The organism is Mesorhizobium sp. CCNWLY176 (genome assembly GCF_037153935.1).
GTDB lineage: Bacteria > Pseudomonadota > Alphaproteobacteria > Rhizobiales > Rhizobiaceae > Mesorhizobium_M > Mesorhizobium_M zhangyense.
On record NZ_JBBBDZ010000015.1, the window covers coordinates 27,354 to 48,498 of the forward strand.

The 21,145-nt window shown below is 62.6% G+C and carries 20 protein-coding genes and 1 tRNA gene; 12 read left to right on the forward strand and 9 right to left on the reverse strand.

Translation table 11 applies throughout. The features are described 5' to 3' along the window. Nucleotides 1–11 precede the first annotated feature (11 nt). The 6 genes from WBQ96_RS21895 to WBQ96_RS21920 are packed head-to-tail and all read left to right on the forward strand — an operon-like array spanning nt 12 to nt 5,384. Complete coding sequence (locus WBQ96_RS21895) at nt 12–746, forward strand: ABC transporter ATP-binding protein (protein ID WP_336554399.1); 735 nt, start codon at nt 12–14, stop codon at nt 744–746. Continuing rightward, nucleotides 739–1,446 (forward strand): ABC transporter ATP-binding protein, encoded by a 708-nt coding sequence (locus WBQ96_RS21900; protein ID WP_336554397.1) that lies wholly within the window; start codon nt 739–741, stop codon nt 1,444–1,446. Before WBQ96_RS21895 ends, WBQ96_RS21900 begins: the two co-directional genes overlap by 8 nt. A 4-nt stretch (nt 1,447–1,450) precedes the next feature. Then, nucleotides 1,451–2,341 (forward strand): branched-chain amino acid ABC transporter permease, encoded by an 891-nt coding sequence (locus WBQ96_RS21905; RefSeq protein WP_165114693.1) that lies wholly within the window; start codon nt 1,451–1,453, stop codon nt 2,339–2,341. Between the two features lie 4 nt (nt 2,342–2,345). Continuing rightward, on the forward strand, nt 2,346–3,374 hold the full coding sequence (locus tag WBQ96_RS21910) for a branched-chain amino acid ABC transporter permease (RefSeq protein ID WP_336554395.1): 1,029 nt from the start codon (nt 2,346–2,348) through the stop codon (nt 3,372–3,374). Further along, nucleotides 3,371–4,039, forward strand: a complete 669-nt coding sequence (locus WBQ96_RS21915) for a cysteine hydrolase family protein (RefSeq protein WP_336554394.1) — start codon at nt 3,371–3,373, stop codon at nt 4,037–4,039. The genes WBQ96_RS21910 and WBQ96_RS21915 overlap by 4 nt, the downstream gene beginning before the upstream one ends. 22 nt (nt 4,040–4,061) lie before the next feature. Next, on the forward strand, nt 4,062–5,384 hold the full coding sequence (locus WBQ96_RS21920; RefSeq protein ID WP_336554392.1) for an aspartate aminotransferase family protein: 1,323 nt from the start codon (nt 4,062–4,064) through the stop codon (nt 5,382–5,384). A 7-nt stretch (nt 5,385–5,391) separates the two neighbouring features. Here the strand turns inward: WBQ96_RS21920 and WBQ96_RS21925 are convergent, their stop codons facing one another. After that, entirely contained in the window at nt 5,392–6,642 is a 1,251-nt protein-coding gene (locus WBQ96_RS21925; RefSeq protein ID WP_336554390.1) for a D-amino acid dehydrogenase, read from the reverse strand. A gap of 207 nt (nt 6,643–6,849) precedes the next feature. Here WBQ96_RS21925 and hemA point away from each other — a divergent pair, with 207 nt between their 5' ends. Further along, on the forward strand, nt 6,850–8,127 hold the full coding sequence (hemA, locus tag WBQ96_RS21930; protein WP_091914565.1) for a 5-aminolevulinate synthase: 1,278 nt from the start codon (nt 6,850–6,852) through the stop codon (nt 8,125–8,127). A 42-nt stretch (nt 8,128–8,169) separates the two neighbouring features. Here the strand turns inward: hemA and WBQ96_RS21935 are convergent, their stop codons facing one another. The 4 genes from WBQ96_RS21935 to mscL form a co-directional block, all read right to left on the reverse strand. Beyond that, nucleotides 8,170–8,655 carry a molybdopterin-dependent oxidoreductase gene (locus WBQ96_RS21935; protein WP_336554386.1) on the reverse strand — a complete coding sequence of 162 codons (486 nt, stop codon included), beginning with the start codon at nt 8,653–8,655 and terminating at the stop codon, nt 8,170–8,172. Nucleotides 8,656–8,742: 87 nt separating this feature from the next. Continuing rightward, nucleotides 8,743–9,825, reverse strand: a complete 1,083-nt coding sequence (locus WBQ96_RS21940; RefSeq protein ID WP_336554384.1) for a branched-chain amino acid aminotransferase — start codon at nt 9,823–9,825, stop codon at nt 8,743–8,745. Nucleotides 9,826–9,908: 83 nt separating this feature from the next. After that, nucleotides 9,909–11,075: a pyridoxal phosphate-dependent aminotransferase gene (locus tag WBQ96_RS21945; protein WP_336554382.1), complete on the reverse strand. Its 1,167-nt coding sequence runs from the start codon at nt 11,073–11,075 to the stop codon at nt 9,909–9,911. A gap of 112 nt (nt 11,076–11,187) precedes the next feature. After that, nucleotides 11,188–11,607, reverse strand: coding sequence for a large conductance mechanosensitive channel protein MscL (mscL, locus tag WBQ96_RS21950; protein WP_336554380.1), 420 nt, complete (start codon nt 11,605–11,607; stop codon nt 11,188–11,190). A gap of 272 nt (nt 11,608–11,879) precedes the next feature. Between mscL and WBQ96_RS21955 the strand changes: the two genes are divergently transcribed. Continuing rightward, complete coding sequence (locus WBQ96_RS21955) at nt 11,880–15,371, forward strand: hybrid sensor histidine kinase/response regulator (RefSeq protein ID WP_336554452.1); 3,492 nt, start codon at nt 11,880–11,882, stop codon at nt 15,369–15,371. A 9-nt stretch (nt 15,372–15,380) separates the two neighbouring features. Here the strand turns inward: WBQ96_RS21955 and WBQ96_RS21960 are convergent, their stop codons facing one another. After that, nucleotides 15,381–16,037, reverse strand: coding sequence for a response regulator transcription factor (locus WBQ96_RS21960; protein WP_091914124.1), 657 nt, complete (start codon nt 16,035–16,037; stop codon nt 15,381–15,383). Between the two features lie 156 nt (nt 16,038–16,193). Beyond that, complete coding sequence (locus tag WBQ96_RS21965; RefSeq protein ID WP_336554377.1) at nt 16,194–16,634, reverse strand: hypothetical protein; 441 nt, start codon at nt 16,632–16,634, stop codon at nt 16,194–16,196. A gap of 124 nt (nt 16,635–16,758) precedes the next feature. Between WBQ96_RS21965 and WBQ96_RS21970 the strand changes: the two genes are divergently transcribed. Both WBQ96_RS21970 and WBQ96_RS21975 read left to right on the forward strand, forming a co-directional pair. Continuing rightward, nucleotides 16,759–17,109, forward strand: coding sequence for a DUF952 domain-containing protein (locus tag WBQ96_RS21970; protein WP_336554375.1), 351 nt, complete (start codon nt 16,759–16,761; stop codon nt 17,107–17,109). Further along, nucleotides 17,106–18,197, forward strand: coding sequence for a quinone-dependent dihydroorotate dehydrogenase (locus tag WBQ96_RS21975; RefSeq protein ID WP_336554373.1), 1,092 nt, complete (start codon nt 17,106–17,108; stop codon nt 18,195–18,197). Before WBQ96_RS21970 ends, WBQ96_RS21975 begins: the two co-directional genes overlap by 4 nt. 63 nt (nt 18,198–18,260) lie before the next feature. On the opposite strand, the gene WBQ96_RS21980 is transcribed toward WBQ96_RS21975, so the two are convergent. Beyond that, nucleotides 18,261–19,601 (reverse strand): MATE family efflux transporter, encoded by a 1,341-nt coding sequence (locus WBQ96_RS21980; RefSeq protein ID WP_336554371.1) that lies wholly within the window; start codon nt 19,599–19,601, stop codon nt 18,261–18,263. Between the two features lie 152 nt (nt 19,602–19,753). Between WBQ96_RS21980 and WBQ96_RS21985 the strand changes: the two genes are divergently transcribed. After that, the gene (locus tag WBQ96_RS21985) at nt 19,754–20,656 is read left to right on the forward strand and encodes a histone deacetylase family protein (protein ID WP_336554369.1); all 903 of its coding nucleotides are present in this window, start codon (nt 19,754–19,756) and stop codon (nt 20,654–20,656) included. Between the two features lie 2 nt (nt 20,657–20,658). Here WBQ96_RS21985 and WBQ96_RS21990 read toward each other — a convergent pair whose 3' ends face one another. Next, nucleotides 20,659–20,922 (reverse strand): DUF6460 domain-containing protein, encoded by a 264-nt coding sequence (locus WBQ96_RS21990; protein WP_165114663.1) that lies wholly within the window; start codon nt 20,920–20,922, stop codon nt 20,659–20,661. A 138-nt stretch (nt 20,923–21,060) separates the two neighbouring features. Between WBQ96_RS21990 and WBQ96_RS21995 the strand changes: the two genes are divergently transcribed. Continuing rightward, a tRNA-Gly gene (locus tag WBQ96_RS21995) sits at nt 21,061–21,134 on the forward strand. Nucleotides 21,135–21,145 lie beyond the last annotated feature (11 nt).

A 21,145-nucleotide genomic window follows, 5' to 3' on the forward strand; every position in this document is an offset into this window, starting at 1 on the left:
TGGGGCAGTCCATGTCTGACAAATCGCTCAACGCGGCTGGCGTATCGGTCGAGTTTTCCGGCCTTCGCGCGCTCGACAATGTCTCGCTGACGCTGTCGCCGGCCGAGATCGTCGGCCTGATCGGCCCGAACGGCTCCGGCAAGACCACGCTGATCAACGCCATCACCGGACAGGTGCCGCTTGCCAGCGGTCGCGTGACCATAGGCGACGACCAGATATCGGGCCTGTCGCCGCGCAAGATCGCCCTGAAAGGCATCAACCGGTCATTCCAGATCGTGCGCCTGTTCAACAACATGACCGTTGTCGAAAATGTCGAAAGCTCGGCGCTCGCCCACGGTGTCAGCCTGCGCAAGGCGCGCGAAAAGGCCAATACGCTGCTTGCCGAGTTCTCGCTTTCACAAAAGGCCGAGGATCTCGCCGGCAATCTCAGCTATGGCGACAAGCGCCGCGTCGAGATCGCCCGCGCGCTGGCCGCCGACCCGGCCTTCCTGCTGCTGGACGAGCCGGCTGCCGGCATGAACGAGGCCGAATCCGAAACGCTCCTGCACATCCTGTCCGAACTGCCGCGAACACGCGGGCTCGGCCTGCTGATCATCGACCACGACATGGGCCTGATCATGCGGCTGTGCAACCGGCTGCATGTCCTGGCTTCGGGCCGCACCATCGCTGAAGGCAAAGCCGATGAAGTCCGCAAGAACCCGGCGGTGATCGAGGCCTATCTCGGCTCGGAGGCCGCCCATGCTTGAGGTCAACGATCTCGAAGTGCGCTACGGCGCGATCCGCGCCGTGCGCGGGGTCTCGCTGAAAGCCGACACCGGCGAACTCGTCGCCATTCTCGGCGCCAACGGTGCCGGCAAATCTTCAACGTTGATGTGCATCGCCGGCGCTCTGAAGGCAGCTGGCGGCTCGATCCGGCTCGACGGGCAGGACGTGACATCGGCCAATCCCGAAAAGATGGTGCGGGCGGGCGTCGCCACCGTGCCCGAGACCCGCGACGTGTTTCCCGACCTGACGGTCACCGAAAACCTGACGCTCGGCAGCTATACCCGCCGCAGTGACCGCGCCGGTGTCACTGAAGATCGCGAGCGCATGCTGGCGCTGTTCCCGCGCCTTGCCGAGCGCACCGCGCAGCCCGCCGGCACGCTTTCGGGCGGCGAACAGCAGATGCTGGTGATCGCCCGCGCAATGATGTCGCGGCCCAAGGTGCTGCTGCTCGACGAGCCGTCGCTCGGGCTTGCGCCTGTCATTGTCGACCAGATTTTCGAGATGATCCGCACGCTGAAGCAATCGGGCCTGACCATCGTGCTGGTGGAGCAGAATGCCCGCAAGGCGCTGTCGGTAGCCGACCGCGCCTATGTGATGCGGCTCGGCAAGATCGCCGCATCGGGAACCGCGGCGGAAATCGGCGCGGCGACCGATCTCAGCGCGCTTTACCTCGGAGGCTGAGGACATGACCTTCACCGTCCAATTCCTCATCGACGTGCTCAGCCTTGGCGGCGCCTACGCGCTGATGGCGCTCGGTCTCGTCATCGTCTACGGCATCCTCAAGCTGGTGAACTTCGCCTATGGCGAACTCATCATGGTTGCCGGCTATGCGATGTTCCTGATGGGCGGCTCCGGCCTGCCCTGGCTGGTCATGGCGGGGGTGGCCGTGATCATGGCTGTCATCGCCGGTATCGCCACGGATTACGTCGCCTTCCGCCCGGTCCGGGCAAAATCGGTGACGGCGGTCCTTATCACCTCCTTCGCCTTCTCGACGCTGTTGCAGAATGCGGCGCTGCTGTTCATTTCGCCGCGCCCGCGCCCGGTGCCGCTGCCCGACATCTTCTCTCAGACAGTGACGATCTTCGGTGCCATCACGCCGGTGCGAAACCTCATCACCATCGTTGCGGCAATCGTTCTGCTGGCGCTGTTTGCCTGGCTGATGCGCCGCACCGTGCTTGGCATCGCCATGCGCGCGGCGGCGACCAATTTCACCATGGCGCGGATGCTCGGCGTGCCGGCAAACCTGATCATAACCTCGGCCTTCGCCATCAGCGGTTTCCTGGCCGGCGTCGTCGGGCTGTTGTGGATCGGCCGCATTGGCACCGTGGTTCCGGGCATCGGGCTGGAGCCGTTGCTGGTCGCCTTCATTGCCACCGTCATCGGCGGCATGCGCTCGATGACGGGCGCGGTGATCGGCGGCTTCCTGCTTGCCCTCATCGACACGACGCTGAATTACACGCTGTCGCAGGAGCTGCTGAAGTTCCGCGACGCCTTCACCTTCAGCCTCGTCATCCTGATCCTGTTGTGGCGGCCGGATGGCCTCATCAAGGGCCCGGCCTCGGGCCAGCGGACGTGACATCATGAAGCGCCATCTTCTCACCGTAGCGATCCTCGGCGGCCTCATCGTCCTTTTGGTGCTGGTCAATCAATGGCTGGGCATCCGGCTTTATGACCGCATCGCCACCAATCTGTGCATCTCGCTGGTGCTGGTGCTGGGCTTGCAGGTATTCATGGGCAATTCCGGCATCCTGTCGTTTGCCCATATGGGTTTCATGGGCGTCGGCGCCTACACATCCGCCGTGCTGACCATACCGGCGCAGATGAAGGGCATGGCCCTGCCTGACCTCTATCCCTTCCTCCAGACCGTGCAGGTGTCGCCTTATCTCGCCATCGCCGCGGGCGGCATCGTCGCCGCACTTGTTGCCGCCGCCTTGTCCTATCCGCTGATGCGGCTGTCGGATGCTGCAGCCGTCATCACCTCATTTGCGCTGCTGGTCGTGCTCTATACGGTGATGACGCATTGGAGCCAGGTCACCAACGGGCCGCGCACACTGTTCGGTCTTCCCAAGGCGACAGACCTGCCGCTGGCTGCCGGCGTCGCGATACTCGCCTTGATCGCCGCACTCGTCTTCAAGGAATCGCGCACGGGCCGCCTCCTGCGGGCAAGCCGCGACGATGAGACGGCAGCCGCCGCCCTCGGCGCGCATATTCCAAACCTGCGCTGGCGCGCTTTCATTCTGGCAGCACTTTTTGCCGGCGTCGGCGGCGCGCTGTGGGGCCACTTCATCACCTCGTTTTCGCCAAAGGCCTTCTATCTGAAGGAGACGTTCCTGATCCTCAGTATGCTGGTGATCGGCGGGGCGAACACGGTCACCGGCGCGATCGTCGGCACCTTCATTGTCACCATCGCCTATGAAAGCCTGCGCGGCTTCGAGGGCGTGCTGAACGAAGCCAAGATCATGTCGAACCCGGTCATCGGCCTCACCGAAATCGTGCTGGCGCTGGCGATGATCGCGGTTCTGGCGCTGCGGCCCGGCGGCCTGTTCCCGACCCGCGAAATCGGGACGCTGTTCGGGCGCAAGAAGACCAGACAGGAGAATGCAGGATGAGCTGGAAAACCGCCTACCGTTCCTTCTACTACGCCAATGCCGAGGAGCCGGCGGATATCAAACTCGATCCGCAGACGACGGCACTGCTGGTGATCGACATCCAGAACACCTATCTCGAAGACAAGGACACGCCGGAGGAAACCGCGCGCTGGCAGCCCTTCTACAGCCGCATGCGCGAGACGGTCATTCCCAATACGGCGAAGCTGATCGCCGAATGCCGTGCGCGCGGCGTCGAGGTCATCTATGCCCGCATCGCCTGTCTGAAGAATGACGGCCGCGACCGCTCGCTCAGCCAGAAGAAGCCCGGCTTCAACTATCTGCTTCTGCCGAAGGATCGCGAAGACGGCCAGATCGTGCCGGAGCTTGCACCGCTCGCAGACGAAATCACCATCATCAAGACCACCGACAGCGCGCTGACCGGCACCAATCTGCGGCTTATCCTGCACAATATGGGCATCAAGGACGTCATTTGCGCCGGCATCTTCACCGACCAGTGCGTATCCTCGACCGTGCGCAGCCTTGCCGACGAAAGCTTCGGCGTGGTCGTCGTCGACGATTGCTCGGCGGCGGCGACGATGGAGTTGCACCGGCACGAGCTGGAGATCATCAACATGATTTATTGCCATGTCGTGCAGTTGGACGAGGTGGTGGGGTTCTTCAATTAACGCGGGCTTGGGAGGTACGGACATGACCACGCCAAGCCTTTACCAGCGCGACGCCGCCGCGATCTCAAAAATGTCTTTCCTGCGCTTCTTCCCGCAGGCAGTAGTCGGCGGTGATGGCGCCTACCTCATCGGCGACGACGGGCGACGCCTCCTCGACCTCTCCGCATCCTGGGGTGCCGCCGGCCTCGGCCATTCGCATCCTGCCGTTCGAGCCGCCGTCAACAAGGTGCTGGAAAGCCAGGCCGGAGCCAGCCTGTTGTCGACGGCTAACCTGCCCTCGGTCGAACTCGCCGAAAAACTCCTGTCGATCGTGCCGAAGCGCGCCGCCGGCCGCGTCTGGCTCGGCCATTCCGGCTCGGACGCCAACGAGACCGTTGCGCGCGCGGTGATCGCCGCGACCGGCAGGCCGCGCATTATCGCCTTCAACGGCGCCTATCATGGCGGCACGTCCGGCTCTATGGCGATTTCGGGCCATCCGGCACAGCAGGGTGTCGCCAAGGCCGCCGGCCTGACGCTGATCCCCTACCCCAACGCCTATCGCGATGGCGGCGAGGAACAGGCGCAAGCCACTGCAATCGACCATCTCGAAAAACTGTTTGCCGGACCGGTTCCGCCAAGCGAAGTCGCGGCACTGTTCATCGAGCCGATCCAGTCGGATGGCGGCATGGTGGTGCCGCCGCAGAACTATTTCAGAAAGGTCGAGGCGCTCTGCCGCCAGCACGGCATCCTGCTCGTCTGCGACGAAGTCAAGGTCGGGCTCGGGCGCAGCGGGCGCCTGCATTGTTTCGAGCATTTCGGCATCGAGCCGGACATTATCGTCTTCGGCAAGGGTCTCGGCGGCGGCCTGCCGATCTCGGCAGCGGTCGGCCCCACCGAGATCATGAACCACAGCGCTGCCTTCTCCTTCCAGACCGTGCACGGCAATCCCGTCTGCGCGGCAGCCGCACTCGCCGTGCTTGAAACCATCGAGCGCAACGATCTCGCAGCCAATGCCGCCGAGGTCGGACAGCACCTGACGGACGGACTGGAACGCCTGAAGCAGAAGCATAGAATGATCGGCGACATACGCGGGCGCGGGCTTGCCATCGGCGTCGAACTGGTCACCGACCGCATGAGCAAGACGCCGGCCAGGCACGAAACGGCGCTGACTGTCTACCGCGCCTTCGAACTTGGCCTGGTCCTCTACTATGTCGGCGTCAGCTCGAACATTCTGGAGTTCACGCCGCCGCTGACGCTGACCAAGGCGGAAGCCGACAGCGGCGTCGACATGCTCGACCGGGCGCTTTCCGACGTTGCCGAGGGCCGCGTCGACCCCGCCGTTCTTGCGGCTTTCGAGGGCTGGTAAGGGCCTTTTACACGGTCGGCAAAAGCCCCTGCGGATCGATATCCGGCTTCCGTCCGGCAACGATATCGGACAGGAATTTCCCGGACCCGCAGGCCAGCGTCCAGCCGAGATGGCCGTGGCCGGTGTCAAAGTAGAGATTGCCGTAGCGGGTTCTACCGACGACCGGCACCGAGTTCGGCATCATCGGGCGCAGGCCGGCCCAGCATTCGGCCTTGCTCTCATCGATCGCGCCGGGAAACAGCTCATGCGCGGTACGAAACATGCGTTCGAAATCGGCCGGCCTGTGGCTGCGGTCGAAGCCGGCGAACTCGGCTGTCGAGGCAAGCCGGATGCGATTGCCGAGCCGGGTAAAGACGACGTAGCGATCCTCATCGACGCTGCCCATGGTCGGCCCGTTGTCCGGGTCTTTCAGTTCCATGGTCGCCGTATAGCCCTTCACCGGGTAGATCGGCAGGTCGAGCCCGAGCGTGCGGGCGAAGACACCGCTTTCCGGCCCCATCGACAGAACCGCCGCATCGCAAGGGATCGGCCCGTTGGTGGTCGTCACGGCGCTGACACGATCGCCGGAAAACTCCAATCCTTCGACGCTGGTGTCATAGAGGAACTTCGCGCCGTGCCGCTCACTGGCATACTCGGCCAATCGCGTCGTGAACAGCCGCGAATCGCCGGTCTGGTCCATCGGCGAATAAATGCCACCGGCGATCCTGTCGCCCGAATTCGCCAGCCCCGGTTCGATCTCGAACAGCCGCTTGCGGTCTACGACTTCGACTTCCAGCCCACGCTCGGCGATATAGCTGAAGTGCTCCACACCCCCATCGAGGCTCTGCTGCGTGCGGTAGAAATAGACGATGCCCTTGCGGCGCTCGTCGAAATCGATGCCGGTTTCCGAGGTGATTTCGTTGATGCAATCGCGCGAATAAAGCGCCAGCCTGAGCTTCACATCGGTGTTGGCATTGGCCCGCGCCTGCGTGCACTGGCGAAGAAACCGCCAGGTCCAGGACAGAAAGGCTGGATCGAGGCTCGGGCGGATCTTTATGCCCAGCTCCGGCTTGTAGAGCGATTTCAAGAACGTTTTGAGCGCTCCGGGCGAGGCCCAGGCGTAGGCATCGCCGGGCGATACGAAGCCGGCATTGCTGTAGCTGGTGCCGTTGGCCGGAGCCGGATGGCGCTCGACAACGGTGACTTCATGGCCATCGCGGGCGAGATAATAGGCCGCTGCCGTGCCGACCACGCCCGCGCCAAGAACCACGATCTTCATGCCATTCCTCATCGCCCAAGACGGCTGCCGAATAGCGTTTATCGGAAATTTGGGCAAAAACCACGACGCACGTGATCCAGATCACGGTCTGTACCCAGATAAGAGGGCATATTGCACCAAAGACGGCGTGGCATTTTGCCCGCATCCATGGAATGGACTGAAAAGCGGGCTGTGATTATGATCCCCATCAAAAATCGGGATACAGAAATGAACTACCAGCGATTTTTCGAGGAAGCGATCGACCAGATCCACGCCGAACGACGCTATCGCGTCTTCGCCGATCTGGAGCGCATCGCCGGCTCGTTCCCCAAGGCCATCTGGCGGTCGAACGGTGAAGCCCAGGAAATCACCGTCTGGTGCTCCAACGATTATCTCGGCATGGGCCAGCACCCCGACGTCATCGGCGCCTTCCAGAATACCGCCGGCAAGATGGGCTCGGGCGCTGGCGGAACGCGCAACATTTCCGGCACCAACCATCCGCTTGTCGAGCTCGAGCTTGAGCTCGCCGATCTGCACGGCAAGGAAGCGGCCCTCGTCTTCACCTCGGGCTTCGTCTCCAACGAGGCTTCGATCTCGACCATTGCTCGGCTGCTACCCAACTGCCTGATCCTCTCGGACGAACTCAACCACGCTTCGATGATCGAAGGCGTGCGGCGCTCGGGCGCGGAAAAGAAGATTTTTCGGCACAACGATGTCGCGCATCTGGAAAGCCTGCTGCAGGCAGCCGGCCGCGAGCGCGCCAAGCTGATCGTGTTCGAGAGCGTCTATTCGATGGATGGCGATATCGCGCCGATCAAGGAGATCGCCGACCTCGCCGAGAAATACAACGCCATGACCTATATCGACGAGGTCCATGCCGTGGGTATGTATGGCCCGCGCGGCGGCGGCATCACCGAACGCGAAGGACTGGCCGACCGCATCGATATCATCGAAGGCACGCTCGCCAAGGCATTCGGTACGCTCGGCGGCTATATAACGGGCACGAAATCGGTGATCGACGCCGTGCGCTCGTTTGCGCCGGGCTTCATCTTCACCACCGCGCTGCCGCCGGCAATCGCCGCTGCCGCCACGACCTCGATCCGCCATCTGAAAACTTCGCAGGCCGAGCGCGACGCCCAGCAGCGCCAGGCTGCGCGCGCCAAGGAGGTTTTCGCCTCCGTCGGCCTGCCGGTGATGCCATCGGAAACGCACATCGTGCCGGTTCTGGTCGGCGATCCCGAGCTCTGCAAGATGGCCACCGACCGCCTGCTCGGCGTCCATGGCATCTACATCCAGCCGATCAACTATCCGACCGTGCCGCGCGGCACGGAGCGCCTTCGCATCACGCCGACGCCGTTCCATACGGACGCGCTGATCGACGTTCTCAAGGACGCGCTGGTCGAGACCTGGGATGCGCTCGGCATTCCCTACAACACCGAAGGCAAGCCGGCGGTGGCCAAATCCGACCGGATCATCCCGCTTCTGGTGCCGAAGTCCGGCGGCTGATGGATATCCGCCTTCATTGAAGGGTGGGACAAGCCCGACAGCCTATTTGATCTCGATCGACACCACGCCCTTGACGCTTCTCGCGCCGCGGGCATCATTCGGCACGACCAGCCGGAAGCCTTCATCCTGCAATGATTTGCCGTCGCGCTCGGTGGCGATGAGGATGGCGCGGTTGCCGAAGTCCGGCGCAATCTCGCCGATCGAGAAGGCGATTTTGTAACCATCGCTGGCCGTCACCAGAAATGTGTGCGCCAGGTCTTCGTGATGGTCGCCGGCAAGTTTGGCCAGTCCCTTCTCCTGAAGCACCGGCCACAGCAGAACACCCTTGTATCGTCCCGTCTCCATGCCTTTCTTGGTCATGAAGGAGACTTCCATTTCCGTGGTTGGAAACTTGGCGAGATCGGTCGCAGTCAGCGTGCTGGAGGCTATGCCAACGCCCGAAAGCGCGATGCCGGCCATATCCTTGGCCGAAGCCAAGGGAACGGCCAGCAGCGCGAATACAGCCAGAAGGATGCGGATGGTTCTCATCGGCTCAACTCCGTAATACTCAGCGAGATATTACGGAGCCTGCCGTGAAAGGCAATCCCGGTAGAAGGGTCCGCCGGGGATGCTGGATCAGACCAGATGCACCCAGCCGTGCTTGTCGTCGACGGTGCCGCGCTGGATGCCGACCAGTTCGCTGCGCAACCTGGCGGTCACTTCGCCGTCGCCGCTGTTGCCGATTGCGAACGCGCCGTCCTTGAAACGCACCGAGCCGATGCCGGCCACGACCGCGGCGGTGCCGCAGGCGAAAGCTTCGCGCAGCCTGCCGCTTTCGGCGTCCTTGCGCCACTGGTCGAAGGAATAGGGCTTTTCGTCGATGCGCAGGCCGGCTTCCTGCGCCAGCTTGAGGATCGAAGCGCGCGTGATGCCGGGCAGGATGGTGCCGCCAAGCGGCGGCGTGACCAGGCTGCCGTCGTCCATGACGAAGCAGACATTCATGCCGCCAAGTTCCTCGACCCAGCGATGCTCGGCAGCGTCGAGGAAGACGACCTGGTCGCAGCCGTGCTTCGTCGCCTCGGCCTGGGCGATCAGGCTGGCGGCATAGTTGCCGCCGCACTTGGCATCACCCGTGCCGCCGGGAGCCGCACGGGTGTAATCGTCCGAAACCCAGACGGTCACGGCCTTGTAGCCGCCCTTGAAATAAGCGCCGACCGGCGAAGCGATGACGCAGAAGATGTATTCCGATGCCGGGCGCACGCCGAGAAACGCCTCGCTGGCGAACATGAACGGCCGCAGATAGAGGCTGCCGTCGCCTTCCGGAATCCAGTCGGCGTCGGTGCGCACCAGCGTCTCGACGGCTTCGATGAACAGGTCTTCCGGCACAGTCGGCATCGCCATCCTGTCGGCCGACATTGCCATGCGGCGCGCATTCTCTTCCGGGCGGAACAGCGCGATGCCGTCCTTGGTCCGGTATGCCTTCATGCCTTCGAAGATTTCCTGCGCGTAGTGCAGCACGGCAGCAGCGGGATCGATGGAGAACGGCGCGCGCGCCTTGATCTCTGCGTCGTGCCAGCCGCGGTCGGCGCTCCAGATCATCGTTACCATATGGTCGGAGAAGACCTTGCCGAAGCCGGGATTTTGCATCAATGCCGCGCGCGCCTCGGGCGAGGTCGGCGAGCCATGTGGAATGTGTTTTATCTGCAGTTTGCCTGTCATCGAATTTACTTTCCCGGTGTCCCCGAAACTGGAGACTTCATATTCTGCTCAAGCGAGGAGATGCAACAGCGAAGCCATGAAAATTACGCGCTGCGTATCCAGCCTGCCAAGCGCGTTGCGGCTTCTTCCAATTGGTCCAGACGGCGGTGGAAGCACAGCCGGAAGAACGCCTCGCCACCGTTGCCGAAGGCCGTACCCGGCGCCAGCCCGACATTGGCCTTGTCGATGATCTCGAAAGCCGCACTGCGCGAGTCGCTTATGCCGCCGACCGAAAAGAACAGATAGAACGCGCCCTGTGGCGCGTTGATGCGCGCGCGGCCCGTATCGCCGAGAATGCCGCAGACGATATCGCGCGCCTGCCTAGCCCGTTCGATCTGCGATTTCAGGAATTCATCGCCATGCTCGAGTGCCGCGATCGCGCCGCGCTGCATGAATTGCGCAACGCCGGAGGTGGAATACTGGACCAGGTTCTCGAAGGTCTGCTGCAACGAGGGATGGATGCGCAGCCAACCGATGCGCCAGCCGGTCATCGCCCAGTTCTTGGAGAATGTGTTGACGAACAGGATACGGTCCTCGCCTTCCATGGAATCCATGAAGGAGGGCGCGCGGTCGCCGCCATAGTAGAATAAGGAATAGATTTCGTCGGCGATGATCCAGAGGCCATGCCTGCGGGCGAGATCGAGAATTGCTTTCAGCGTCTCGAGATCGGCAGTCCAGCCGGTCGGATTAGACGGGCTGTTGAGGAAGATCGCCTTCGTGCGCGGCGTAACCGCTGCCTCGACCTTGGCGACGTCGCACACCCAGCCATTGTCCGACTGGTCGAGGCGAACTGCCACCGGCTTTGCCCCGGCGATGCCGGCCGCACCCGGAAAATTCGGCCAGGCCGGCGTCAGGTAGATGACCTCGTCGCCGGCGCCGGCTGTTGCCTGCAGCGCAAGCTGGATCGCCTGCATGCCACCGCCGGTGACCATGAATTCCTCGTCAGCAAAATGCTTGCCGAAATGCCGCTCGTGATAGCGCGCCAGCGCCTGGCGCAGGTCCGGTATGCCCCGCTGCCATGTGTAAAAGGTTTCACCGGCGACAAGGCTGCGGGTCGCCGCGTCAGAAATGAAAGACGGCGTCGGCAGGTCGCCCTCGCCCGCCCATAGTGGAATGAGCCCCTCGCGCCCGCGACCATAATTGGCGACTTCGACGATGCCGCTTTCGGGCGCAAGCCGGGCTTCTGCGCGGAGGTTGTCTATCAGGGTCATGATGAATCCAGATGGAAGGTTTGGAGGATAGCTAGCGCGTTTTCAGGCCGTCGAAAACAGAAAACCCCGGCTATAGAAGCCAGGGTTTTCCGAAAGCGGTTGAAGTGGAGGGCTATCTCTTTGCCAGAAGATCACGAATTTCGGTCAGCAGCGCCACATCTGCGGGAGGAGCGGCAGGAGCCACCGGTTTCTCCGCAACGACCCTGCGGCGCATATTGTTCACCGCCTTGACCATCAGGAAGATTATGAAGGCAAGAATGATGAAGTTCAGCACGACGGTTACAAAGCTGCCATATGCCAGCACGGCGCCTTGTTCCCTGGCTGCTGCAAGTGCCGGCGCCGTAACCGCTGAAGACAAAGGTAAAAAGTAGTTGTTGAAATCGAGGCCGCCGAAAATCGCGCCGACGATCGGCATGATGACGTCGTTGACCAGCGAGTCGACGATCTTTCCGAAAGCCGCGCCGATGATGACGCCGACCGCCAAGTCCATCACATTGCCTTTGGAGATAAACTCCTGGAATTCCTTAAGCATCGAACCCTCTCCTTTGATGGCGGCCGGGCACTCTGATTGTCCGCCTCTTCGACTCCGGCCGGTGCGGCATCATAGCAAAAACCATAGATTGCAAAACGTTTAAAATTGCACCGACGCGCGATCCGCACCGCAAAATAGGCCGGGATCAAAAAGCCGGCTAGGAAGTTGTTGCACAACCAATTGTCTAGCGCTCTCGAATGGACAAGCTAGCGCGGCTGTGATTGCCTTCGGTCTAATGCCGAGATCGCTTGGCGTGGGAGGTTGGTTCAGGCGTGCAGGGCTGGGTCGTCGTCATCATCGCAGTTGCCTATGTGACGCTGCTTTTCGCGATTGCGAGCCTGGGCGACAGGCAGGCCGCGAAGCGCGAACCGGGACGCCCGCGCCCCTACATCTACGCGCTCAGCCTCGCCATCTATTGCACGTCGTGGACCTTCTTCGGCTCGGTCGGGCTCGCCTCCGAAAAGGGCATCGAATTCCTTGCCATCTATATCGGCCCGGTGTTGGTTTTCGTCTTCTGCTTTCCGCTGCTCAAACGTATCGTCAAGCTGGCGAAGGCCGAGAAGATCACTTCGATCGCCGATTTCCTCGGCGCCCGCTACGGCAAGAGTTTTGCCGTAGCCCTCATCGCGACGCTGATCGCCATCGTCGGCGCGATCCCTTACATCGCCCTTCAGCTAAAGGCGATCTCAGGGTCGGTCAGCCTGATGGTCGAGCATTACAATGGCTCGCCGCCCTCCTTCGACCCGTTCGTCAGCGATATCTCGCTGATCGTCGCCATGCTGCTGGCGCTGTTTGCCGTCCTGTTTGGTACACGACACGCCGACGCGACGGAGCATCAAGACGGGCTGATCCTGGCGGTGGCGGTGGAATCCGTGGTGAAGCTCGCCGCCTTCCTTGCCGTCGGCCTGTTCGTGACATTCACGCTCTTCGACGGCCCCGGCGCGATGTTCGAGAAGCTTTCCGCCAATGCCGAAGTACAGCAGGCGATGGGCTACACCACTTCGCTCGGCACCTGGCTGGTCTCGACGATCATCAGCGGCTTCGCCATCATCATGCTGCCCCGGCAGTTCTATGTGATGATCGTCGAAAACCGCGGCGAGGCCGAGTTGCGCACGGCAACCTGGGTGTTTCCGCTCTATCTGGTCCTGATCAACCTGTTCGTCCTGCCGATCGCACTTGCCGGTCTCGCCATGGTCGGCCCGCAGACGAGCAGCGATCTCTACGTGCTTTCCGTACCGCTGTTGAACGGGCAGGATCTGCTGGCGATGGCGGCCTTCATAGGCGGGCTGTCGGCGGCCACCGCCATGGTGATCGTGGCCAGCGTCGCGCTGTCGATCATGATTTCCAACGACCTTATCATTCCGCTGTTCGTGCGGCGCGTGCTCAAGACGGAGGCCAGCGAGAACGAGGACTGGTCGAGCCTCATCCTCAACATCCGGCGTGCGTCGATCTTCATCATCCTGTTTGCGGCGTTCCTCTATTACCGCGAGAGCACCAACAATGCGCGATTGGCGTCAATCGGGCTGATGTCGTTCGCCGCGATCGCGCAATTCGCGCCGGCCTTCTTCGGCGGGCTGATCTGGCGCGGCGCCAATGGCCGGGGGGCGGCACTCGGCATGGCTGCCGGCATCCTCGTATGGGCCTATACGCTGCTGTTTCCGTCTCTCGTGGCACCGGACACGCAGATCCTGACTGAAGGCCTGTTCGGCATCGAGGCGCTGCGGCCGCAGGCGCTGTTCGGCACGATTGCCGAGCCGCTGAACCATGGCGTGATGTGGAGCCTTGCGATCAACACGCTCTGCCTCATCCTCGGTTCCCTTTCGCGCGCCTCGGTGCCGCTGGAGCGCATACAGGCGGCGATCTTCGTGCCGCGCGACACGAGCCCGATGCCGAGCCTTCGGCGCTTCCGCACCGCCATCACCGTCAACGACCTGAAGGACACGATTTCGCGCTATCTCGGCGTCGAGCGCACCGAGCGCTCGTTCCAGACCTTCGAGCAGACCGACGGGATCAAGCTCAACGGCAACGAGCAGGCGAGCATGGAGGTGGTGCGCTTTTCCGAGCAGCTTCTGGCAAGTGCGGTCGGCTCGTCTTCCGCACGGCTGATCCTGTCGCTGCTGTTCAAGCGCAACGACAGTGCCTCGAAGGACGCCTTCCGCCTGCTGGACGACGCGACCGAAGCCCTGCAGCACAATCGCGACCTGCTCCAGATCGCGCTCGACCAGATGGAACAGGGCATAACCGTCTTCGACAAGGATTTCCGCCTGACCTGCTGGAACAGGCAGTATCGCGCGCTGTTCAACCTGCCCGACGACATGGGCCAGGTCGGCGTATCGCTCGACAAGATCCTGCGCTTTCTGGCCGCGCGCGGCGACATCCCCCACGAGGCGCGGCTTTCGACGCTCAACCGGCTGACCAATTTCGACAGCGCCTGGCAGATCGAACTGAAGACCAGCGGGCGCATCATCGAACTGCGCTCCAACCCCATGCCTGACGGCGGCATCGTCGCGACCTATGCCGATATCTCCGCCCGCGTCGCTGCCGACCTCGCGCTCAAACGAGCCAATGAATCGCTGGAACAGCGTGTGAAAAGCCGCACCGCCGAACTGACGCTGGTCAACGAAGAGCTCGCCCAGGCGCAGATGCTGGCCGAGGAAGCCAATCTCGGCAAGACGCGCTTCCTCGCGGCCGCCGGCCACGACATCCTCCAGCCGCTCAACGCCGCGCGGCTCTACTGCTCGTCGCTCATCGAGCGTGCCGGAAAAGGGACTGTCGGCGATGCGGCAACCAACATCGAATCCTCGCTGGAATCGGTCGAAACCATTCTGGGTGCCGTGCTCGACATCTCGCGGCTCGATGCGGGCGCGATGAAACCTGCCGAAACCGTCTTCCGGCTCGACGGGCTGCTGCGTCAGGTCGGCACCGATTTCCAGCCCATGGCAGCAGAGAAGAAGCTCGAACTCGTCATCGTTCCGTCGTCACTGACGGTCGAAACCGACCGCAACCTTTTGCGCCGCCTTGTCCAGAACCTTGTCTCCAATGCGATCAAATATACCCGCAGCGGCCGCGTCCTCGTCGGCGTCCGGCGGCGCGGCGAGCTGGCTGAGATCCAGGTCTTCGATACCGGCATCGGCATTCCGGTCGACAAACTCAACACCGTGTTCAGCGAGTTCACCCGCCTCGACGAAGGCGCGCGCGAAGCGCAGGGACTAGGCCTCGGCCTGTCGATCGTCGACCGCATCGCGCGGGTTCTGCGGCTGGAAATCCAGATCGATTCCGGCCGCGGCAAGGGCACACGTTTCTCCGTCATCCTGCCGGTGACCGATGCACAGGAAACCGTGACCGAAAGCGTCGCCAAGCCGCAGCCTGCCGCCAACGCCGCGCTGAACGGGCTTTCGGTGCTGTGCATAGACAATGATGCCCGCATCCTTGAGGGCATGCGCCTTCTGCTCGAAGGATGGGGCTGCGAGGTCAGCGCCTATTCGGGCTCAGCGGCTTTCGCGAAAAATCGCCCCGCGCGGCAGCCGGACATCATCCTCGCCGACTATCACCTCGACGGCGAAACCGGGCTCTACGTGATCGCGAAGCTGCGCGCAGTCTATGGCAACGGCACGCCGGCAGTTCTATTGACCGCCGATCGCTCGAACGAAGTCCGCACGGCAGCCGACCTGATGGACGTGCCGGTCATCAACAAGCCGGTGAAGCCGGCGGTGCTGCGCTCGATGATGACGCGGCTGAGACGCATGGCGCCCGCCGCCGAATAACTTATGCGCTTAGTTTGCCGAAAGCGGGTCGCTGCCGATCTTCGATAGCAGGATCACCGCCTGCGTGCGGCTGTCGACGCCGAGCTTCTGCAGCACCGCCGAGACATGCGCCTTGATGGTTGCCTCTGACACCGACAGCTCATAGGCGATCTGCTTGTTGAGCAGCCCCTCCGCCAGCATGCCGAGCACCCGCGTCTGCTGCGGCGTCAGCGATTGCAGGCGCTTGATGAGGTCGGAAATCTCCGGGTCGCGCTCGACGCCGAGATCGATGCCGACCGGCGCGCTGATATCGCCCGAAAGCACCGTCTGAACCGCCTTGCGGATATCGTCCATGCTCGCCGATTTCGAGATGAAGCCCGAAGCGCCGAGTTCCAGCGCGCGCCGGATGGTTTCAGGATCATCATGCGCCGAAACCACGACCATGGGCACGGCGGCGTGAATACCGCGCAGCGAGATCAACCCGGAAAGGCCGCTGGCACCCGGCATCGACAGGTCGAGCAGAAGGAGATCGATGTCCTCATTGGCGGCAACGATGGCCTTGGTCGCTTCGAAATCGCCGGCCTCGAGGATTGTGGCGACGTCGGCTACCCCCGACAGCGCCTGTTTGAGCGCGCCGCGAAACAGCGGATGATCGTCCGCGATGACGAACTTGTAGCCTGACGGCAAATGTCCCTCCCGAAATCTCGCTTATTGTTGTTGTAAGGCACGAGATCAAGCAACCCAATTATGCGGGGATGAACAGGCATTTCAAGCGGCAACCGCCTGTTTTGACGCTGGCGGCGCTCGCATTTCAAATTCCGCGTATGATATCGTCAGGCGGCATCAGGTCTTGTTGGGATCGGAGGGCTCGACGCCGGGCGTCTTGTTGTCCTGATCCAGATCCTTGGCGATGCCCATGAAACGCCGCATGAAGCGTTCCATGTAGCCCATGGTCTTTTCGAATTCCTCGTCCGTGGGCAGCACGGATTTCGGATTGATCAGCGGCGATTTTTCGATCGCGGCAACCCGCTCCTCCAGCGCCTTCAGCTCCGACTGCAAGCGATCGGCCTGATCCTGATAGGCCTTGCGCTCATCGGCGGCGAGCTTGCAGACCAGTTGTCCCGCGCGTTCCTCGCAGATCGACATCTCGCCGGTCTGCGTGTCCATGCGGACATAGCCGCTTTCGGATTTCTCCAGCCGGTAGCGTTCGGTATCGGCTGCGTGTGCCGCAACGCCGGTGAACGAGACGAAAACCGCCGAGGCGACGATGGCTTTAAGATTCATAATTTCCTCCATTCGCAAGCGGTCCAGATCGATCCCGGCAAACTACATTTCGTTTACGCCGGAAATGGGGAGTAAACGGCTTGCCCGTCTTTCCCGTTCCGCGCTTTCGGACTATAGGGCGCGCATGCAACAAACCATTTACAAGATATGTCCTGAAGCGCTGTGGCGCGAGGCCGAAAAAACAGGCGTCTTTACCGGCGCGCCGATCGATCTCGCCGACGGCTTCATCCATTTCTCGACCGCCGAGCAATCCGTGGAGACCGCAGCCAAGCATTTTTCGGGGCAAACCGACCTGCTGCTCATCGCCATCGACGACGCCAAGCTCGGCCCTGCGCTGAAATATGAAGTGTCGCGCGGCGGCGCATTGTTTCCGCATCTCTACGCTCCGCTCGACCTGGCAAGCGTGCTGTGGGTGAAACCGCTACCGCTCGGCGCCGACGGCGTCCACCAATTCCCGCCCTTGGGGTCCGCATGAGCCTTTTCGATACGCTTGGCCGCAATCTTCTCTTCACACTGGACCCTGAAACCGCGCACGGCCTTTCCATCAAGGCGCTGAAATGCGGGTTTCCGGTTCAGGGCCCGCCTGTCTTGGACAAGCGTCTTCACGTCAGCCTCTGCGGCATCGATTTTCCCAATCCGCTCGGCATGGCCGCCGGCTATGACAAGAATGCCGAGGTGCCGGATGCGCTTCTCGGTCTCGGCTTTGGCTTCGCCGAGGTCGGCACCGTCACGCCGCTGGCGCAGACCGGCAATCCCAAGCCGCGCATTTTCCGCCTGACCCGCGACGACGCGGTCATCAACCGGCTCGGCTTCAACAATGAAGGCCATGAAGCTTGCGAGCGCCGTCTCGTTGCGCGCGCCGGGCGGTCGGGCGTCGTCGGCGTCAATATCGGCGCCAACAAGGACAGCGCCGACCGCATCGCCGACTACGAGCTCGGCGTGAAGCGCTTTGCGCGCTATGCCTCCTATCTCACAGTGAACATCTCCTCGCCCAACACGCCCGGCCTGCGCAACATGCAGGCCCGCGAAAGCCTGGCCGAACTGCTCAGCCGCGTCGTCGCCGCGCGCGATGCGGTCACCCGGAACCAGCCTCGCAAGACACCGCTGTTCCTGAAAATCGCGCCGGACCTGCATGAGGCCGATCTGGAAGACATCGCCGCCGAAGTGACGGAAAAGGCAGTCGAAGGCATCATCGTTTCCAACACGACGATCACCCGCCCTCGCCTCGCCAGCAGCGCCCACACCGGCGAGACCGGCGGCCTTTCGGGAAAGCCGCTGTTCGAACGCTCGACGATCGTTCTGGCCAAGATGCGCAGGCTGCTCGGACCCCATGCGGCGATCATCGGCGTCGGCGGCGTCGATTCGACCGAGATCGCGCTGGAGAAAATCCGCGCCGGCGCCGATCTGGTGCAGCTTTATACCAGCATGATCTATGCCGGGCCGTCGCTGCCCGGAAAGATCGTCAGGGGTATGGCGCGCTTCGCAGCGTCCGAAGGCATCGCCAACTTCCGCGATCTTCGTGACACGCGGCTGGCGCAGTGGGCGGGCCGACCGCTCGACTGATCAGGCAATGGTTTTGCGCATGTCGTCGTCGCAAAACCGCTGCACAGTTTTGCGCGACATGCGTCAGACGAAAGTCGCGCGCACGCATCGCGGCATTGCCGCAAACAGGCTCAATCCGCGCGTGATGAGAAAGACGTGGAGCGCGGCCCACAAGCCGTGATTGCCGAAATAGTGGCCAAGCAGCAGGAGCGCTGCGATGAAGGCCGCAAAGGACAGCAGCATCATGTTGCGCATGTCGCGCGACCAGGTCGCGCCGATGAAGACGCCATCCATCTGGAATGCCAGAACGCCGCTCACCGCCGTCAGTGCCGCCCACGGCAGGTAGGCCGAAGCCTCTGCGCGCACGTCAGCCGCCGTGGTGACGACGGCAACCAGCTGGTCTCCGAACAGAAGCACGACGATGGTGACGGCGCCCGCCATGGCGAAGCCCCATATCAATGTCAGCCTGACAGCTCGCTGGAAAGCCGGCAGGTAGCGCGCGCCGACCGCCCGGCCCGCCAGTTGCTCGGCGGCGGTCGCGAAGCCGTCGAGAAAATAGCCCGCCACGAGGAAGAAGTGCATGAGCACTGCATTGGCGGCGAGTGTCAGCGTGCCGAGTTGCGCGCCCTGCCTCGTGAACAGCGTAAACGCGCCCATCAGCACGAAGGAACGGATCATGATGTCGCCGTTGAGCGCCAGCATGCGCCGCATGGCAATGCTGCTGAAGGTGCGCTGCCACGGCATGTCCGGCATCGGATGGAAGCGGCGGAGAATGACCGCCAGGCCAACCAGCGTTGCGACGACCTCGCCGCAGACCGTGCCCCAGGCAACGCCTTCGACGCCCCAGCCGAGATGAAGGCCGAACCAGATCGAAAGCACGATGTTCACACCGTTCAGCAGAAGCTGAAGCATCAGGCCACGGCTCGCCTCGCCGCGCCCGAGGAAGTAGCCAAGGATGGCATAGTTCAGCAGCGACGCCGGGGCCGACAGCAGGCGTATGCGTATGTAGGTGTCCATCGCCTGCGTGACGCGCGGCTCGGCTCCCATGAACCATTCACCTGCGGTAGCGATAAGCGGCGCAAGCAGGATCAGCACGAAGCCGGCAACCACGGCGATGGCCGCAGCCCGCCAGAAGACTGCCCGTTCTTCCAGCGAGTCATCGCGTCCGAAAGCCTGCGCGACCAGCCCGGTCGTGCCCGAGCGCAGGAAATTGAAGGTGGTGAACACGACATCGAAAATGATCGCGCCGGCAGCCAGCCCGCCGAGCAAGGCGGCATCGCCGAACTGGCCGACAACCGCCGTATCGACAAGACCCAGCAGCGGCGTGGTCAGATAGGCAAGCATCATCGGAATGGCGATCGTCAGCACAAGGCGGTTGTTGACGTCGAAAGCCCTGGGGCTGGCCGCCGATGAGGTCTGATCCATTCCGGGGTCTTTCGATGCTGGCCTGATGCTGGCGTTGAACGCGATCTGAACCATTCCGCATCATCGGCGCAAGCGGCTGATGTCAGGAGACTTTTGACGCAGGAGCGATATTACCGCTTCCCTTCCAACGGCCGACGCTGCAAGAAACGACGATGCCGCTCCAGATCGTCCACCATCCCGACTACGACGCCGGGTTCCCCTCGACCCATCGGTTTCCCATGAGCAAGTACCCGCTGCTCATGGAGGAGTTGATGAGGCGGGGTCTCGTGTCGGACGGCAATCTACATCTCACCGATCCCGCGCCTGCCGCGTGGCTCAAGCTGGCGCATGACGCAGCCTACGTGGATCAGGTAATCGCCTGCGCCGTACCCGCGCAGATCGAGCGCGATATCGGCTTTCCCATCGGCGAGCGCGTGTCGCGCCGCGCCCAGCTTGCGGCCGGCGGCACGGTTCTGGCGGCGCGGCTGGCGCTGGAGCATGGCATCGCCTGCAACACCGCCGGCGGCAGCCATCACGCGCGGCGCGCCCAGGGCGCCGGCTTCTGCACCTTCAACGACGTGGCGGTCGCGTCTCTGGTGCTCCTTTCGGAAGGTCTGGCCGCCAACATCCTCGTCGTCGATCTCGATGTGCATCAAGGCGACGGCACCGCCGACATTCTGCGGCCGGAGCCACGTGTCTTCACCTTTTCAATGCATGGTGAGCGCAACTATCCGAACGAGAAGATCGCCTCCGATCTGGATGTCGCGCTGCCGGACGGCACGGGCGACGCCGTCTATCTCGAAACGCTGTGCGACGTGCTGCCGACGCTTTCCGGGAAGGCGAACTGGGATCTCGTCTTCTACAATGCCGGTGTCGACCCGCATGCAGATGACCGCCTTGGGCGGCTTTCGCTGACCGATGCCGGCCTGCGCCAGCGCGACCTGACGGTGATCGAGCATTTTCGCGAACGCGGCATCCCGGTCTGCGGGGTTATCGGCGGCGGTTATTCCAAGGACGTGCCGGCTCTGGCTACCCGCCACGCCATACTGTTCGAAGTTGCCTCAGGCTTCGCCTGATATCACTTGCGGTAGCTGAACAGCCGCAACAGAAGAAAGGCTGGAATGACGATCGCCGCACCCAGGATGAAATAGCCGACAAAGCGGTCTATCGCCCTAAAACCCATGTTCCACAGCTGCAGGATGGAATCGCGTATCTGGTAGAACACGTCATAAGGCGACCAGCCGAAGAAGCTCATGACGATGCCGACCAGGAACGAAACCACGAGGAGCTTGAGAAAAACCCGCAGCGGGCTGTCTCCAAGAAAGCGCGTAAGTCCGGACACTGTGGTTCTCCTGCGATTCGCTTTCGCGTTGCCGTTCCGCCGAAATACGCACTTGTTGCGCGGCGTTCAAGGCGAATGCCTGGGAAGGCTCGTTTAGCGATTGCCGATTGGCGCTCCACCGTGATATCGAAACCATACGCGGGTATGATGTAATGGTAGCTTGTCAGCTTCCCAAGCTGAACGCGAGGGTTCGATTCCCTCTACCCGCTCCAGCTTTCCTTCA